We start from the raw sequence: 15,659 nt of genomic DNA on the forward strand, positions 1-15,659 counted from the left end.
TTTGATTGGATCGGTTTCAATAAAATAAAAAAAGACGAACCGCGAAGGTTCGTCTTTTCGTTTTCGTTAACAGAATGTTCGCGGCTTAACCGATCGAACCTTCCATCTCGAATTTGATCAATCTATTCATCTCGACCGCGTACTCCATCGGCAGTTCTTTCGTGAACGGCTCGATGAAGCCCATAACGATCATCTGCGTCGCTTCGTTCTCGCTGAGGCCGCGGCTCATCAGGTAGAAGAGTTGATCTTCGGATACCTTCGATACCGTGGCTTCGTGCTCGAGCATCACGTCGTCGTTCAGAATTTCGTTGTACGGAATCGTATCCGACGTGGATTGGTTATCCAGGATCAGCGTATCGCACTTGATGTTCGACTTGGCGCCCGTCGCTTTGCGACCGAACGAAGCCAGACCTTGATACGTAACTTTGCCGCCGTGCTTACTGATCGACTTGGAAATGATTGTCGACGTCGTATCCGGAGCCAAGTGGATCATTTTCGCGCCCGCGTGCTGATGCTGGTCTTTACCGGCAACGGCAATCGAAAGTACGGAACCTTTGGCGCCGCGTCCTTTGAGAACGACAGCCGGATATTTCATCGTCAGTTTGGAGCCGATGTTGCCGTCGACCCATTCCATATTGGCGTTTTCTTCCGCAACCGCGCGTTTCGTTACGAGGTTGTAGATGTTGGACGACCAGTTTTGGATCGTGGTGTAACGAACGCGGGCGTCCTTCTTCACGATGATCTCGACGACCGCGCTGTGCAGCGAGTTCGTGCCGTAGACCGGAGCCGTGCAGCCTTCGACGTAGTGCACGAAGCTGCCTTCGTCGGCGATGATCAATGTGCGTTCGAATTGGCCCATGTTTTCCGAGTTGATCCGGAAGTACGCTTGCAGAGGCACTTCGCACTTCACGCCTTTCGGCACGTAGATGAAGCTGCCGCCGGACCATACGGCGCTGTTCAGAGCCGCGAATTTATTGTCGGAAGGCGGAATGACTTTGGCGAAATGTTCTCTCAGGATCTCCGGGTGCTCTCTAAGAGCCGTATCCGTATCCATGAAGATAACGCCTTGGTCTTCCAGTTCCTTCTGCATATTGTGGTAAACGACTTCGGATTCGTACTGCGCCGAGACGCCGGCGAGGAACTTCTGTTCCGCTTCCGGAATGCCCAGCTTGTTGAACGTTTCCTTGATCTCGCTCGGAACTTCTTCCCACGTTTTGCTTTGTCCTTCGGACGGCTTCACGTAGTATTGAATCTCGTCGAAGTTCAATTCGCTCAGGTCGCCGCCCCATGTAGGCATCGGCATTTTTTGGAACTGCTCGAACGATTTGAGGCGGAAATCGAGCATCCATTCCGGTTCGTTTTTCATTTTCGAAATGGAGATGACGATTTCCTTGGTCAGGCCTTTGCCGCTCTTGTAAATCGACTCGTGTTCATCGCGAAAACCATATTGGTACTCGTCGCTAATCGGTGCTTCTTTAGCCATGGTGATTCCTCCCTTTCGTTAGTGGGCTTCCCTTTCGATCCCCTTGCGCAGGGCATTCCAGGCAAGCGTCGCGCATTTGATGCGGGCAGGGAACTTGTTGACGCCCGATAAAGCTTCGATATCTTCGTATTCGTCGAACTCCACGTCTTCGCCTTTCATCAAAGAAGAAAAGCGTTCGGCAAGTTCAAGCGCCTGCGGCAGCGTTTTTCCTTTGACGGCTTCCGTCATCATCGACGCGGAAGACATGCTGATCGAACAGCCGTCGCCGGTATAGCGCGCGTTTTTGACGATTCCTTCTTCCAACTGAAGCTGAAGCGAAATTTTGTCTCCGCAGGTCGGATTGTTAAGGTCTATCGTTACGCCCTCGTCTTCGAACTTGCCTTTATTCCGAGGGTTTTTGTAGTGGTCCATGATGACGCGGCGGTACAGGTCGTCAAGTTGCATCTCCAAAATACTCCTTTGTCCGGATCAAGGCGTCGATCAGACGGTCGATGTCTTGTTCGTTATTATACAGGTAAAAGCTGGCGCGGGCCGTCGAGCTGACTTCCAGCCAACGCATGAGCGGCTGGCAGCAGTGATGACCGGCCCGAATCGCGACGCCGTAAGAATCCAGAACGGTCGCGACGTCGTGCGGATGCACGTCGTCCAGGTTGAAGGTTACGATGCCGACCTTGCGGTCTTGCGGACCGAATACTTTCAGCCCGTCGATTTCCTGAATTCGGTTCATCGCGTAAGCAGCAAGGCGATGCTCATGCTCGGCTACGTTATCCATGCCCAGCTCGTTCAGGAAGTCGATCGCAGCGCCAAGCCCGACTGCTCCGGCGATAATCGGCGTGCCGCCTTCGAAGCGCCACGGAAGATCTTTCCACGTCGATTCGTACAGGCCGACGTCGTCGATCATTTCCCCGCCGAATTCAACCGGCTCCATCTTCTCCAATAATGCTTTCTTGCCGTACAAAGCGCCGATACCGGTCGGTGCGCACATTTTATGACCCGAGAGCGCATAAAAGTCGCAATCCAGATCCTGCACATCCACCTTCATATGCGGCGTACTTTGCGCTCCGTCTACGACGATAACCGCACCGTGCTTGTGCGCGAGCGCTCCGATCTCTTTGACCGGATGCACGACGCCCATAACGTTGGACACGTAAGCGATCGCCACGATCTTCGTCTTGTCGGTAATGACTTTCGCAGCAGCTTCAACGTCGATCGTACCGTCCGGATTCGGCTCGATATACTTCAGAACCGCTCCTTTGCGTTTCGCCAACTGTTGCCACGGAATCAGGTTACTATGGTGTTCGATCGGCGTGAGAACGATCTCGTCGCCTTCGTTCACGTTGGCATCCCCGTAAGAAGCCGCAACCAGGTTAAGACCTGTCGTTGTCCCGCGATTGAATACGATCTCTTCGGGATGGGCCGCACCGATAAACGCTGCGACCTTTTCCCGTGCGCCTTCGTAGGCATCGGTTGCCCGGCTGCCCAGCGTATGCACGCCGCGGTGCACGTTGGAATTATCCAACTCGTAATAGCGGCGTACCGCATCCAGAACGGCGCGCGGCTTCTGCGAAGTCGCGGCGCTGTCCAGATAAACGAGCGGATGCCCGTTCACTTCCTGGTTGAGTATCGGGAATTGCTCCCGAACCGAGGCGTTCATTACTGCCCCAGCTTTCTTTCAACGATGCGCTGCAAGCGGGTACGCAGCAGTTCGAGCGGAATTTCTGCGATAATCGGCGCCAGGAAGCCGTAAATGATCAAACGCTCGGCATCCAATTTGGAAATACCGCGCGACATCAGGTAGTACACTTGCTCCGGATTGACTTTGCCTACCGAAGCGGCGTGTCCGGCCATAACGTCGTCTTCGTCGATCAGCAGGATCGGGTTAGCGTCACCGCGGGCAGCCGGGCTCAGCATCAGAACTTTTTCCGTTTGCTGACCATTGGCTTTCGTTGCGCCGTGTTCGATCTTCGTGATGCCGTTGATGATCGATTGCGCTTCTTCGCGCATGACCGCACGGGTAAACATGTCGCTTTCGGACGATTTGCCGAAGTGAACGGCGCGCGTCGTGAAGTTGAGTTTTTGCGTGCCGGAACCGATCGCGATGATTTTGGCGTCGGAATGCGTGCCGTTGCCGTTCAGCGAAGTTGCCGTATCCGCAATCGTATCGCCGTCGTTCATCTCGCCGACGATCCATTCGATGTCCGCATCGTTCGACAGCAGGGCGCGACGGTAAGAAAGATCCGTCACTTCTTTGCCGAACTGGTGAACCGTCGCGTATTGAACTTTCGCGCCGTCCAGCGCGATGACTTCAACCACGCCGTTATGCAGCACTTTGCCGTTCAGTCCCGTCGATACGTAGTTGTCTACGTAAGTCACTCGGCTGTTCGCGTCGGCCACGACCAGAATATGCGGCGCGAATGTCGCCGAAGCGTCGTCGGTCAGGAATACCGCTTGCAGCGGCACTTCCAATTCAACGTTTTTCGGTACGTACAGGAAGACTCCGCCTGTCCATGCCGCATAGTGAAGTGCAGACACCTGATGCTCGCTTGTTTTCACGGCAGTACCCAGATGTTTTTTGACCAGCACTTCATGCTCGCGCGCAGCCGTTTCCAGATCGGTGAAGATTACGCCTTTTGCGCGCAGTTCTTCCGACAATTCCGTGTACACGACGCCGGAGTTGTGCTGAACGATCAGATTATGCGTGCCTTCTTCGATGAATTCCTTCGTCGCGGCAGGCAGTTCTTCTCTCGATGCCGCTTTGGCAACCGATTTAAACGCGCCGTAAGCGCTCAGGTCCCAACGGTCGAGCTTGGTTTTTTCCGGCTTCGGCAGTTCCAGGGAAGCAGCCAGTTCCAGCGCTTGCAGACGGCGTTCGGTCAGCCATGCGGCTTCGCCGCGGGCTTCCGCCCATTCCTTGATCTGCGCGGCCTGTACCGGAAGAATGGTTTGTAAGGTCATAATCGGTGTTCCTCCTTCCGCTTCTTATTGAATTATGCTTCTTGTTCTTGTCCGACCGTCTCGTCCGTGATGCCGAGCTCTTCCTTGATCCAATCGTAACCGTCTTGCTCCAGGCGCGCCGCGAGTTCCGGTCCGCCGGATTTCACGATACGACCTTGCATCATGACGTGCACGAAGTCAGGCGTAATATAGTTCAGCAAACGCTGATAGTGGGTAATGATCAGGAATCCGCGATCTTCGTTCTTCATTTCGTTCACGCCGTTCGCAACGATGCGCAGGGCGTCGATGTCGAGACCGGAGTCGATTTCGTCAAGGATCACGACTTTCGGATCGAGCATCATCATTTGCAGAATTTCGTTACGCTTTTTCTCGCCGCCGGAGAAACCTTCGTTCAGGTAACGGTGCGCGAATTCAGGGTTCATTTCCAGACCCTTCATGCTGCTTTCCATTTGGCGGATGAACTTGATCAGCGAGATTTCGTTGCCTTCGCCGCGACGCGCGTTGATCGCGCTGCGCAAGAAGTCGGAATTCGTGACGCCCGCGATTTCGCTCGGATACTGCATCGCGAGGAACAGACCCGCAAGCGCGCGCTCGTCGACGCCCATTTCCAGCACGTCTTCGCCGTTAAGCGTAGCCGAACCTTCGGTTACTTCGTATTTCGGATGCCCCATCAGTGCGGAAGCCAGCGTACTTTTGCCGGTACCGTTCGGTCCCATGATCGCGTGGATTTCCCCGCCGTTCATTTCCAGGTTGATCCCTTTCAGAATTTCCTTGCCTTCGATCTCAGCTTTGAGTCCTTCGATGACGAATTTAGTTGCCATGTTCAGCGTCCCTCCAGAAATATAATGGTGAATCCGTGATATCCTTTTGATCAAGCGCTCTAATCAAAATAATTATAACCTTGTAATGATTATAAACTGATTATCGTTGATACTCAATTTATTTTACCCGAATTTATTTTACAGTTCAACGAATCGACATACATTTAAAAATTAAATCGTGTTAATAATGAATGTTGTGCAACCATTTGTATGGAGAAACGGACGTTTCAAAAGGAAAACCCGATCCAAAACGGACCGGGTTTTCTTGGTATGGACATGTATTGAATATTTCGTAAACTCGGTTTTTAGTGTCCGAGGAACGAACGCAGCATCCACATATGCTTTTCGAGATCTTGCTTCATGCTGATCAGCATGTCGCTCGTTGCTTGGTCATGCGCTTCTTCGGCCAACTCCAGGCCTTCCTGCATCTCTTCGGCTACAGTCGCGAAATCTTCGATCAGCGTTTGTACCATCGTGCGATAGTCTTCGCCGCCGGCTGCTTCCTGAATGCTGGACAATTCCAGGTATTCTTTCATCGTAGCGGCCGGGCTGGCTTTGATCGTCAGCATGCGTTCTGCCACTTCGTCCATTTTCTCCGTGACTTCGTTGTAGAGTTCTTCGAACTTCACGTGCAGCGTATAGAAGTTTTCGCCTTTGACGTACCAGTGGAAGTTATGGATTTTAACGTAAAGAACGTTCAGGTTCGCAACCTGGCGGTTCAGGATTTCCTCAATTGTTTTAGTTTGTGCTTCTGTTTTTGTTTTATCCATGGTTAATCCCTGCTTTCGTTAAATTTTATCCGTCACGCCGAACATGCGGGCTTGAAGGATTATTTGGTAAAATCTCGCGGCGACCCATGTGCTTTTCGCCGTTTCTAGTTACCTTTTACCCGTACGAAAATCAGGCGAAACAAGTCGAACCTTCAAAGCGATGTCCGTTTTGCGACGAGTTGGCACTGCTTCGTTGTGTAACTTTTATCACAGAAGAACGCTTGCTCGCTTCCATCCATTAAACTGGATAATTTCCCGGCGTGACAGCCCCTCTGGGACTAGGATTATGCCAAAAGTCATGGTATCATGAAAGGACGCGGGATTCCGATTTCCACTAAGCTCGGATCCAAATTTGAACTGGTTAAGACCGGGGGAATTATGAACAATAAGACATCGCAAGAACGTTCCGGATTTTTATTCAATGTTGATATTCTGATTGACGGTTCGACAAACGCCCAAGCCTTACAGTCCCTTTTGGCACTTCTCAACGCCTCGGACAAGGTCGTCGATCTTCGCGTGAATTCCGGCCTTGAGCTCGGTCAAATCATCGAAGCCTCTTTGTCCAATCTCAAGACGAATTACGTTGAAAAATCCAGGGCAGGCCTCTCCTCGGCAAAAGGATTACAGTTCAAACATGCCGCGGCTGCCGAAAGCGCTCTAAAAGCTGCGCAAAAAGCAACTCAACCCGTAGCCGCCGCGCCGTCGGCTTCGTTTTTAACGCCTGACGATATTCGGGATAGCATTAGCAAAAACCGCTTGGTTCGCCTGATCGTCAATAAACCGGGGGGTACTCGATTGAGCATCCCGTGCCGGATCCTCAACTTCGACGAAGCAGCCCAAATGCTGAGCGTCTATCACGTTGACGAAAAACAAGTGTACAGCTTCTCGCTAAACGAAATCGACGAGCTGACCGGACAGTAATTTTTCCAAGATCAGCATGTCCAAACGCCTTTCCCAACATCTTCATTTAGGCAAACGATATTCGCAAAGAAAAGACCGAGTGAACGTTCCCGTTCACTCGGTCTTTTCTTCTCAATAAACCCTCTCAAGAAAACCTAACGTAACTGGAAGCGAAAAGACGGAGAGAAAAATTCAGTGAAAAACGCCTTTGAACTTGGAAAACCTCTACTCGAATTTCATTCCGGTTTTCCAAGTGAGACAGCGTTTTGAACGAATTTATCTCGAAGTCTTTTCGCTTCCCATCGACAACGCAAGCAAAATCCACCCCGCAATAAAAGCGACTCCGCCCAGCGGCGTAATCGGCCCGAAGATTTTAAGCCCGGTTGTGCTCAGCAAGTACAAACTGCCCGAGAACATGACGATACCGGCAAAAAATAACCAAGCCGCCCAGGTCAGTCTTCGAGATTCGCCCCATACTCCCATCGCAATAGACGCAATCAACATGGCAAGTGCATGGATAAAATGATACTGAATGCCGGTCTGAAACGTCTTTAACGCGTCTTCACCGATCTGTTCGCCAAGAATGTGGCTGCCGAAAGCCCCTAATCCAACGCCGATCATGGCGACGATACAAGCAACGATCGCAATTTTCCGCTGCATACATTCCCTCTTTTCCTTTTTTAACTTGAAACCTGTTTGCAGGCTCTTCGTTTCGCCTTGCAAATCGACTTTCATTATAGGATGTTATGAAGGCAAAGGCCAGAAAAAGGCGAAAACTTCATTATTTTTCGCGATCCGTTCAGCTTATGGCCGGGTAATACTTATTAATTCCCTACCTGCTTCCGATGTGTATTTTAACTGAAACCAGATGATTAGTCGCTGCGTATTACGGGAGACAGTCGGCAATTCAGGGTTGCTTTTTGATGCGGAATATGAAAGAGTAATCACGTAAAAGCTTCCAAAATAAAGGAGAGTTGAAGCATGGATAATCGGTTTCCACCATCCGACGGCAAAGATGACCGTCAAAACGGGCCGGATCTTCGCAAAGATCCTTACCGGAACGAATCTGAACCCAACAACAATTTCGGAGACCCGTATCGCAGCGAACCCGACGGACGCGGTTATGACGACCGGGTTAACCCGCCGTTCAGCCCTTACGATTCGTATCCGCAAGGCGATCGCCCTCAAGAACGTCTCAAACATTCCGGAGTCGGCATCGCTTCGTTCGTGCTTTCGCTGCTCAGCATCGCCTTGTACGTGGTCTTTGTCATTTCGGCGTTCAGCGTCGTGTATTCGCTTGGCGAAGTGGGAAGCACGGTAAATTTCGACGTGAACTCAGCTACAGAAGAACAGCTGATGAGCGTCGGGCTTAGCGCCATCGTCCTCATTTTCAGCGTTCTCGGCGCAGCCGTGTTGAATCTGGTCGGCGCGATTCTGGGCATCGTCGGTATCGTATCCAAGACGCGCAAAAGAGTCTTTGCCGTGATCGGTACCGTCTTGAACGGCTTGTGCCTGCTCGGCGGAGGCGGCTTTATTATCTTCAGCACAGTGATCGGAGCCGGCGGCCTGTAAAAAGTCTCTTTTGCCAACATAAGCGATAGCAGCGCGATTCTCAAAAAAGGCCGACGCTTCACCAGCGTCGGCCTTTCGTCTGCCGATTCGCTTCGGATCATGATATACTGTTAGCTGCGGAGAATGTCTCTACATACGTTGTCTCGCCCGATTTGCAACCCGACATCAATTGCTTGCCGAAGACAATGTAACAGCTTTGCTTATTTCGCCCGCTTGCTTTTTAAGTGTGCGGGAGCGTCCATGAGGAGATGAATATGCCCAACATTCGAATTTTTTCTGACAGTACCAGCGATCTGCCTGCCGGGCTAATCGAGCAATACGGCATTGGAATCGTACCGCTGTACGTCGTTTTCGAGGATCAAACTTACCGTGATGGCGTAGACCTTACCCCATCCCAGCTATTTGATAAAGTCGCCCGTCAGGGCAAGCTACCCAAATCCGCAGCCCCTTCGCCGGCCGATTTCGGTCAAGCGTTTGCTCCTTATATTGAAAAAGGGGAGCGTATTCTGTATATCAGTCTCTCTTCCGAGCTGTCATCCACGTATCAGAACGCCCGGATTGCCGCCGATGACTTCGATCCGGGCAGCGTAACGGTCTTTGACTCGCTAAATCTCTCGACGGCAATCGGCATTCAAGTGCTTCAAGCAGCCCGTCTTGCCGAAGCCGGTGCGGAGATTGACGAGATCGTGCGCAAGCTGGAACGCATGCGTCCCGAGGTGGAGACCGAATTCGCGATCGACACGCTGGAATATCTGCACAAAGGAGGGCGCTGCTCCGGCATGCAAAACCTGATCGGAAGCCTGCTCAGCATTCGCCCGATTATCAAGGTCAACGACGGCAAGATGACACCGGCTTACAAAGTTCGCGGGAAGCGGGAAAAAGCGATCGACAAGATGCTGCAAAACCTGCTGGTCAACAAAGACCGGATCGAAGGACCTGTGGTCGTCGTGAACGCGCACGCCGAGGAAGACGCGATTCAAATGCGCGAATTTATTCTTCGGGAAACGAATGTAACGGAAGTGCTGATGCCTTCGGCCGGATGCGTCATTTCGACGCACTGCGGTCCAGGCACAATCGGTCTGATGTACGCCAAAAAAAGCTAAATCCCTTTATCAAAAAAGACCGCCGTTTTCTCCAGCCCAAGGAGAGGAAACGGCGGTCTTTTTTTATTCTTCGCACAACATCGGCAAAGTGAACGAGAAGACCGATCCGGCCCCCTCTTGGCTTTCTGCCCAGATCGTTCCTCCCATCCGCTCGATCCAACGTTTACAGATGGCGAGCCCCAGACCGGTTCCTTCATAACTGCGAGCCAGCGTCGAAGAATGAATTTGGGAAAACGGCTGGAACAATAGTTCCATTTTGTCTGCCGGAATCCCGATCCCGCTATCGCGAACTTCGACTTTGAGTACGCAGCGCGCCATCTCTCCGTGACCCGTACGCGGCCGAACCACGCATTCCGCAAACACTTCGATCAGCCCTCGCGGCGTAAATTTAACGGCATTACCGACAAGGCCTACCATGATCTGCCGGAGTTTCCCTTCGTCCCCAACCAACTCTGAAGGGAATCCGTCGGCAATTTGAAGCGCCAACTCGACGCCGGACGTCTGTGCCTGGACCGAAAAAGCTTCGACCGATTCTTCGATCAAGCGGCGCGCCCGGAACGGCTTGTTCTCAAAACGCAATGCCCCGCTCTCCGCAGCATTAAAATCAAGGACTCGATCGACAACGGCCTGCAGGCCTCGCCCGCTTAGCAGCAGCACTTCCATATAATCCTGCTGTTCCAAGGTCAATTCGGTTTGCTGCATCAATTCCGCCATGCCGAGCACGCCGCCGAGCGGCGTGCGTAGTTCATGGCTCATCAGGCTCAAGAACTTCGTTTTGGCAGCAAGTCCGCGTTGCGCTTCGTCTTTTTGCCTAACGATCTCCGCTTCGCTGGTCACATCCTTGAAAACGACGACGGCTCCTGCCGGTTCGCCGTTTTCGAATAACGGATTCACCCGGTACTCGACCAACAGGCTGCTTCCGTCTTTGCGCCAGAATACTTCACCGCGAACTTCCCGGACAATGCCTTCGCGCATTGAACTGTGAATCGGACACTCCTCCACCGGATACGGACTGCCGTCGGCGCGGCTGTGATGAATCAGATCGTGATTATAGATATTTTGGAATTCTTCGATTTCGTACCCGAGCATCTGCGCCCCTGCCTGATTGATGAATACGGAGCGCCCTTCGCGATTGATCTCATAAATTCCTTCCGATACCGCATTCAGGATTGACGTGTATTGATCCGTCAATTCCCGGCTTCGCTGCATCTGCCGCTTCGACTCCGTAATGTCGAGCGCGATCATATACACCCCCAACACTTGTCGATCGACAATGATCGGCAGCGTAGTGAGATTCACGTCGATCCGCTGTCCGTCAGTTGCCAGAAGCTGCGCCTCGAAGTTGCCGGAATGTCCGCTTAGGGCGTACTCGAACCGTTGCTCTAGCAGCATGGACGACTCCGGTGCAAAAAAATGAGCATAAGGTTGTTCGGACAACTCGCGATGCGAATAACCGGTCATCGCTTCCAAATTCGGATTGACCGACAAACAACGTCCCTCGGGATCAAAGGACAAAATCCCCGCCGGGTTATATTCAAACAACGAATGGTACAGACGTTCCTGCTCGCGCAATTTGCGGTTCCGATGTTCGTCCTCCGTGATGTCTTTGGCAATCGCATATACGCCTACCCGAACATCGTCTTGTTCGATGGCTACATACGTAATCGCCAGCATTCGCTTTTCGCCGTCTCTGCGTATAATTTCAAGCTTGAACTCCAGTCTTTTTTGCGTGTCCATCGCGTTCCAGTAAAGCATACTTCGGCCCGGTTCGCGATTGGCGGAAAAATCGCGCAGCGTCATGGATTGCATCTCTTCAAAAGTATAACCGGTGATCTGTTCGGTCGCAGGATTCGCATAGACCAGATCTCCCGCCATGTTCATCACGTAAATGGCGTCGGGATGGTGAAAAAACAGCGGGCGATACACTTCACTTTCCGCAACCGTTTCTCCTAACAAGCCAAATGAATTTTTCAAGGCGGACTCCCTTCGTTTCACACATCGTCTCTTGACTCATTTTATCTCAATTTTTCTTTAAAAAACAGGGAGTACCGAACGGGTTTGCCGAATTTATTCCGCTTCCTTTTTCCTGTTGCGTCAGTCACGCTTGCTTGTTGTTATATAGAGATAGAGATAGAGCCTACATAGAAGGGACGAACGGAATGGGCAATGATGAATTATGGGCGACGCATCGCAGCGGTACGATCATGCGCGCGTCGGGCAACCGGCAATACGAACCCAAGCGCCCTCGCGGCAAAAAAAACAAACGCAGCACTCCGCTGACGACCGGAAAGATCATATGGCGACTGGTTATTTTGCTGGCGGTGTGGCTGCTCGCGGTGTTGTTGTATCAGATGAATAAGCCGCTGCCGGAAGGAATTTCTTACGAAAGCCCGGTCTATCGCACGAACCAGGTCGATTTCTTATACGATTTGACCTATCCGGCGCAGACTCGCGAATTCACGCAGGACCGGCAAATTTTTGATCGAACGCTTGAAATGATTCAAGAAGCGGAACAGTTTATCGTGATCGACGTGTTTCTTTTCAACGATTATACGCATGAAGGGCAGCAATACCCGAAGGTTAGCGCCAAACTGGCCAAAACGCTGATCGAGCGCAAACAGGCCGTGCCGGAGCTCGATATCGTGTTTATTACGGACGAGGTCAATACGAATTACGGCTCGTCTTCCAACGCGCTGCTGGAAAGCATGAAAAAAGCCGGGATTCGAGTCGTCGTCACAAATACCGATCCGCTGCGCGATTCGACTCCGATCTACTCGGCCGTTTGGCGCACGTTTATTCAATGGTTCGGTCAGTCCGGCAACGGTCATATTCCGAACCTGATGGCCAGCGACGGGCCGGATATCACGCTTCGTTCTTATTTGAAGCTGCTGAACGTCAAAGCCAACCACCGCAAAGCTTTTATTACGGAAAAAAGCGCGATCGTCTCCAGCGGCAATATTCATGATGCGAGCGCCTATCATTCCAATGTCGCGCTGGAAGTCAGCGGCCCGATTATCGGCGATCTGCTGAAAGCCGAGCAAGCGGTGTTGGACTTCTCCGGCGGCGGTACGCTGCCCGTATATGCGGGCAGCACCGAACAAGACGCAAACGCCCCTTACGCGGTACGATATCTGACCGAAGGCAAAGTGCATCAGCATGTACTGGCGGAAATCGACAAAGCAAGCGAAGGCGATACGGTGTGGATGGGCATGTTTTATCTTGCGGATTACGACGTGATGCAGTCGCTGATCGACGCATCGGATCGGGGCGCGGAAGTTCGCTTGGTGCTTGATCCCAACGAAAATGCATTCGGCCGGGACAAGATCGGGATTCCGAACCGCCCAGTCGCTGCCGAATTGCATGAAGAATCGCCGGAAGACATTCAGATTCGTTGGTACAACACGACCAAGGAACAATACCATACCAAAATGCTGTTTATCGATCGGACCGAAGGCCAAAGCAGCATCCTGGCCGGTTCGACCAATTTCACTCCGCGCAACCTCAAAGATTATAACCTGGAAAATGAATTGTTCGTGGAAGCACCGACCGACAGCGAATTGACCGGCGACGTGCGCGGCTACTTCGAACGGATCTGGAACAATGACGGCGCCGAATATACGCTGGATCTGGACGAACATTTGGAAGCGACAACCTGGATCAAAGATATTTTGTACCGGATACAGATGAGACTCGGATTTACGACGTTTTAAAAAAGCAGGTTGTCTAAGGAAATATCAAAAATGCAGTTCGCTCCTGTGAAGGAACGAACTGCATTTTTTGTCATTCCCCGTAAAATCCAAGTTTAAATACGCGGCTTCTTTACGATTTGAGATGACTATCGAAAAACTCGCCGACTTTATCAAGCACGTCGCTCCGGGTCAACATCTCCGCCGTGGAGTGTCCCGTTCCCTCCAGTACGCACAATTCGGAAGGAACATCGGCTTGCGTAAGCGCATCATGCAAGATTCGGCTTTGGCGCAAAGGGACGGTTGTGTCCGCATCTCCATGCACGATGAGGAACGGAGGAACTTCGCGTCCGTCCAGATAGTGCGTCGGATTGGTGCTGCGCGCAAGCTCCGGCTTCATTCGAATCGTACCGCCGAGCATCAATGCCATTACAGGCATATGGAACTCGCTTTGGAAGTCCAGCTCGATATCGATCGGACCGCTGAAATCGACAACCGCCTGAACTCGCGTAGACTGCTGCAAATCATCGGCGGTCTCGAATTCCGGCGAACCGCCCGTCACCCCTAGCAGCGCCGCCAGTTGTCCTCCTGCCGAGTGTCCCCATACGCCGACGCGACTGCCGTCAATGCCGTACTTGTCCGCATTGGCACGCAGGAAACGCAGCGCACTCTTGACATCTTCGATCTGTGCGGGAAAACGCGCTTCATGCGCCAACCGATACTCGATCGCGGCTACTGCATACCCCTGCTCGGCAAAACGAACAAGTTGAGGCAAATTGCGCGCCGAATTACAGCTGACCCAAGCTCCGCCTACAATCCATATAATCAGCGGCGCCGGTCTTTCCGCAGCCGGAAGCAGCAGGTTCATACTGAGCGTCTTGCCTCCTGCAAAACGCGCGAACTGCACGTCCGGTACAAGTCGGACAAAAGCTTGGTCCGGCTTGCGCGCCGACCAGGTTGATTCTCCATTCATGAACATTCTCTCCGTTTCTCTACGCAAAATTTTTCAACGCTTCATGCAATCTATTATGTTCATCATAGCATATCTGATTGGCGATCCTAAAACCCTACTCTCATCGCAAGCTCTGCCATCGTATCCGCATGAAAAAAGGTTCCCTCCCAAGATCATTCGGAAGAGAACCTGAATATTCGACTGTGCCGAATGCCTGCTGCGCTTAAGCCGCTTCTTGCGCCAATCGTCCCGGACCGATCTCTTGCGTCTGTTGACGGGAGATAATGAACAGTACCGACCAGATCAAGATAAAGCCGATCACCTGCGCCGGCGTGACTACCTCGCCGCCGTACAACCAGTTCACGAGCACGCCGACCATAGGGAAGCTCAATTCGGCCAATGTCGCCACTGAAGCTTTAGTCGTTTTCAGTCCTTTGTAATAAGCCAGAAGGCTAAGCAGACCTGGCAGCAACGCTTGCAGAAGCAAGTTCACGCCAACCAATGTAAGTGCGATTCCGCCTGCCGGCAGCGCCCAAGCCGCACCTTCGCTGGCTGTAATCGCGAGCAGCAGCGGCAAAGCCAGAATGAAGCGCAGCGAAGTCACGGTCTCGTATTTCAGCTTGCCTACCATATAGCGTCCCATAACCGTCGATCCGCCCCACAGTGCCGCAGCACCCAAAGCGAGCAAGCTGCCCAGTTGCATAAACTCGCCCGCGTGACCGAACGGAACCGTAAAGCCGAACGTCAGCAAGTACGTACCGCCCAGCGCAACGAGGAACAGCGGACCGAATTGACGCGGCAGCGATTCTTTCAACATGAAGTGCGCCAAAACAATCGCGAACAGCGGTTGAAGCTTTTGCAGCAAAAGTACTGTATTGAATGCTCCGCCCGCATGCTGCAGAGCCAGCGTGAACATCAAGGTCGCCAGAGCCGAACCGCCCCAGGAAATGAACAGCAACGCACCGATTTGACGCCATCCCAAACCTTTCAGTTCCGTCCGGTTTTTCCAAAGAATCGGCGCCGCGACAAGTCCGATAATGACATGTTCCAGCAAAACGATCTGCGAAGAGGTCATCGATTCCAACAGCAAAATCCGGAACAGCGGATCGATGCCCCACATGGCCGCGCCGAGTACGATCAACCAAAATCCGCTTCCTGCTTTGGAAAAGAAGGAGCTTCCTTTGCCTCCTGTGCTTGCTTGAGTAAAGTCGTTGCGATTGGCTGTTTTCATTTCCCTAGTCTCCTCATCTGAATAAGGGGGATCATACGCGCAAAAAGCCCCGAAGACCGGAAGATCCGGCGTTCGGGGCGGTTTTTACGTTAATCGAAGGGTCGAGCGGTTCAACAAACACGAAGCGAGTATCCGTTGGCAGGTTCCTCAAAAAAACCTACAGTCGGCTCGCACCGGCATGTCTGC

General features: G+C 52.3%; 14 protein-coding genes. 4 read left to right on the forward strand and 10 right to left on the reverse strand.

The window, feature by feature from the left end:
- Positions 1-85: 85 nt before the first annotated feature.
- From sufB to SACSAC_RS02370, 6 genes are all read right to left on the reverse strand, one after another.
- Positions 86-1,483 carry a Fe-S cluster assembly protein SufB gene (gene sufB, locus SACSAC_RS02345; protein ID WP_037283055.1) on the reverse strand — a complete coding sequence of 466 codons (1,398 nt, stop codon included), beginning with the start codon at positions 1,481-1,483 and terminating at the stop codon, positions 86-88.
- Positions 1,484-1,501: 18 nt separating this feature from the next.
- The gene (gene sufU, locus SACSAC_RS02350) at positions 1,502-1,927 is read right to left on the reverse strand and encodes a Fe-S cluster assembly sulfur transfer protein SufU (protein ID WP_037283058.1); all 426 of its coding nucleotides are present in this window, start codon (positions 1,925-1,927) and stop codon (positions 1,502-1,504) included.
- Positions 1,917-3,137 (reverse strand): cysteine desulfurase, encoded by a 1,221-nt coding sequence (locus tag SACSAC_RS02355; protein ID WP_037283061.1) that lies wholly within the window; start codon positions 3,135-3,137, stop codon positions 1,917-1,919. Before SACSAC_RS02355 ends, sufU begins: the two co-directional genes overlap by 11 nt.
- Complete coding sequence (sufD, locus tag SACSAC_RS02360; protein WP_037283064.1) at positions 3,137-4,438, reverse strand: Fe-S cluster assembly protein SufD; 1,302 nt, start codon at positions 4,436-4,438, stop codon at positions 3,137-3,139. Before sufD ends, SACSAC_RS02355 begins: the two co-directional genes overlap by 1 nt.
- A gap of 32 nt (positions 4,439-4,470) precedes the next feature.
- Positions 4,471-5,259 (reverse strand): Fe-S cluster assembly ATPase SufC, encoded by a 789-nt coding sequence (sufC, locus tag SACSAC_RS02365; protein ID WP_037283067.1) that lies wholly within the window; start codon positions 5,257-5,259, stop codon positions 4,471-4,473.
- A 305-nt stretch (positions 5,260-5,564) separates the two neighbouring features.
- Positions 5,565-6,029, reverse strand: a complete 465-nt coding sequence (locus tag SACSAC_RS02370) for a Dps family protein (protein WP_037283069.1) — start codon at positions 6,027-6,029, stop codon at positions 5,565-5,567.
- Between the two features lie 378 nt (positions 6,030-6,407).
- Between SACSAC_RS02370 and SACSAC_RS02375 the strand changes: the two genes are divergently transcribed.
- Positions 6,408-6,950 carry a hypothetical protein gene (locus SACSAC_RS02375; protein WP_037291833.1) on the forward strand — a complete coding sequence of 181 codons (543 nt, stop codon included), beginning with the start codon at positions 6,408-6,410 and terminating at the stop codon, positions 6,948-6,950.
- 255 nt (positions 6,951-7,205) lie between these two features.
- Here the strand turns inward: SACSAC_RS02375 and SACSAC_RS02380 are convergent, their stop codons facing one another.
- Positions 7,206-7,589, reverse strand: coding sequence for a DUF423 domain-containing protein (locus tag SACSAC_RS02380; protein ID WP_037283072.1), 384 nt, complete (start codon positions 7,587-7,589; stop codon positions 7,206-7,208).
- 321 nt (positions 7,590-7,910) lie between these two features.
- Here SACSAC_RS02380 and SACSAC_RS02385 point away from each other — a divergent pair, with 321 nt between their 5' ends.
- Positions 7,911-8,501, forward strand: coding sequence for a hypothetical protein (locus SACSAC_RS02385; protein ID WP_037283076.1), 591 nt, complete (start codon positions 7,911-7,913; stop codon positions 8,499-8,501).
- Positions 8,502-8,755: 254 nt separating this feature from the next.
- A complete protein-coding gene (locus SACSAC_RS02390) occupies positions 8,756-9,604 on the forward strand; it encodes a DegV family protein (RefSeq protein WP_037283080.1) in 849 nt (282 codons plus the stop codon).
- Positions 9,605-9,667: 63 nt separating this feature from the next.
- On the opposite strand, the gene SACSAC_RS02395 is transcribed toward SACSAC_RS02390, so the two are convergent.
- Positions 9,668-11,578 carry a PAS domain-containing protein gene (locus tag SACSAC_RS02395; RefSeq protein WP_051506806.1) on the reverse strand — a complete coding sequence of 637 codons (1,911 nt, stop codon included), beginning with the start codon at positions 11,576-11,578 and terminating at the stop codon, positions 9,668-9,670.
- Positions 11,579-11,763: 185 nt separating this feature from the next.
- Between SACSAC_RS02395 and SACSAC_RS02400 the strand changes: the two genes are divergently transcribed.
- Positions 11,764-13,314 carry a phospholipase D family protein gene (locus SACSAC_RS02400; protein WP_084777879.1) on the forward strand — a complete coding sequence of 517 codons (1,551 nt, stop codon included), beginning with the start codon at positions 11,764-11,766 and terminating at the stop codon, positions 13,312-13,314.
- A 109-nt stretch (positions 13,315-13,423) separates the two neighbouring features.
- On the opposite strand, the gene SACSAC_RS02405 is transcribed toward SACSAC_RS02400, so the two are convergent.
- A complete protein-coding gene (locus tag SACSAC_RS02405; protein WP_037283083.1) occupies positions 13,424-14,263 on the reverse strand; it encodes an alpha/beta hydrolase in 840 nt (279 codons plus the stop codon).
- A 202-nt stretch (positions 14,264-14,465) separates the two neighbouring features.
- A complete protein-coding gene (locus SACSAC_RS02410) occupies positions 14,466-15,473 on the reverse strand; it encodes a DMT family transporter (protein WP_037283085.1) in 1,008 nt (335 codons plus the stop codon).
- Positions 15,474-15,659 lie beyond the last annotated feature (186 nt).

The organism is Saccharibacillus sacchari DSM 19268 (genome assembly GCF_000585395.1).
GTDB classification, from domain to species: domain Bacteria; phylum Bacillota; class Bacilli; order Paenibacillales; family Paenibacillaceae; genus Saccharibacillus; species Saccharibacillus sacchari.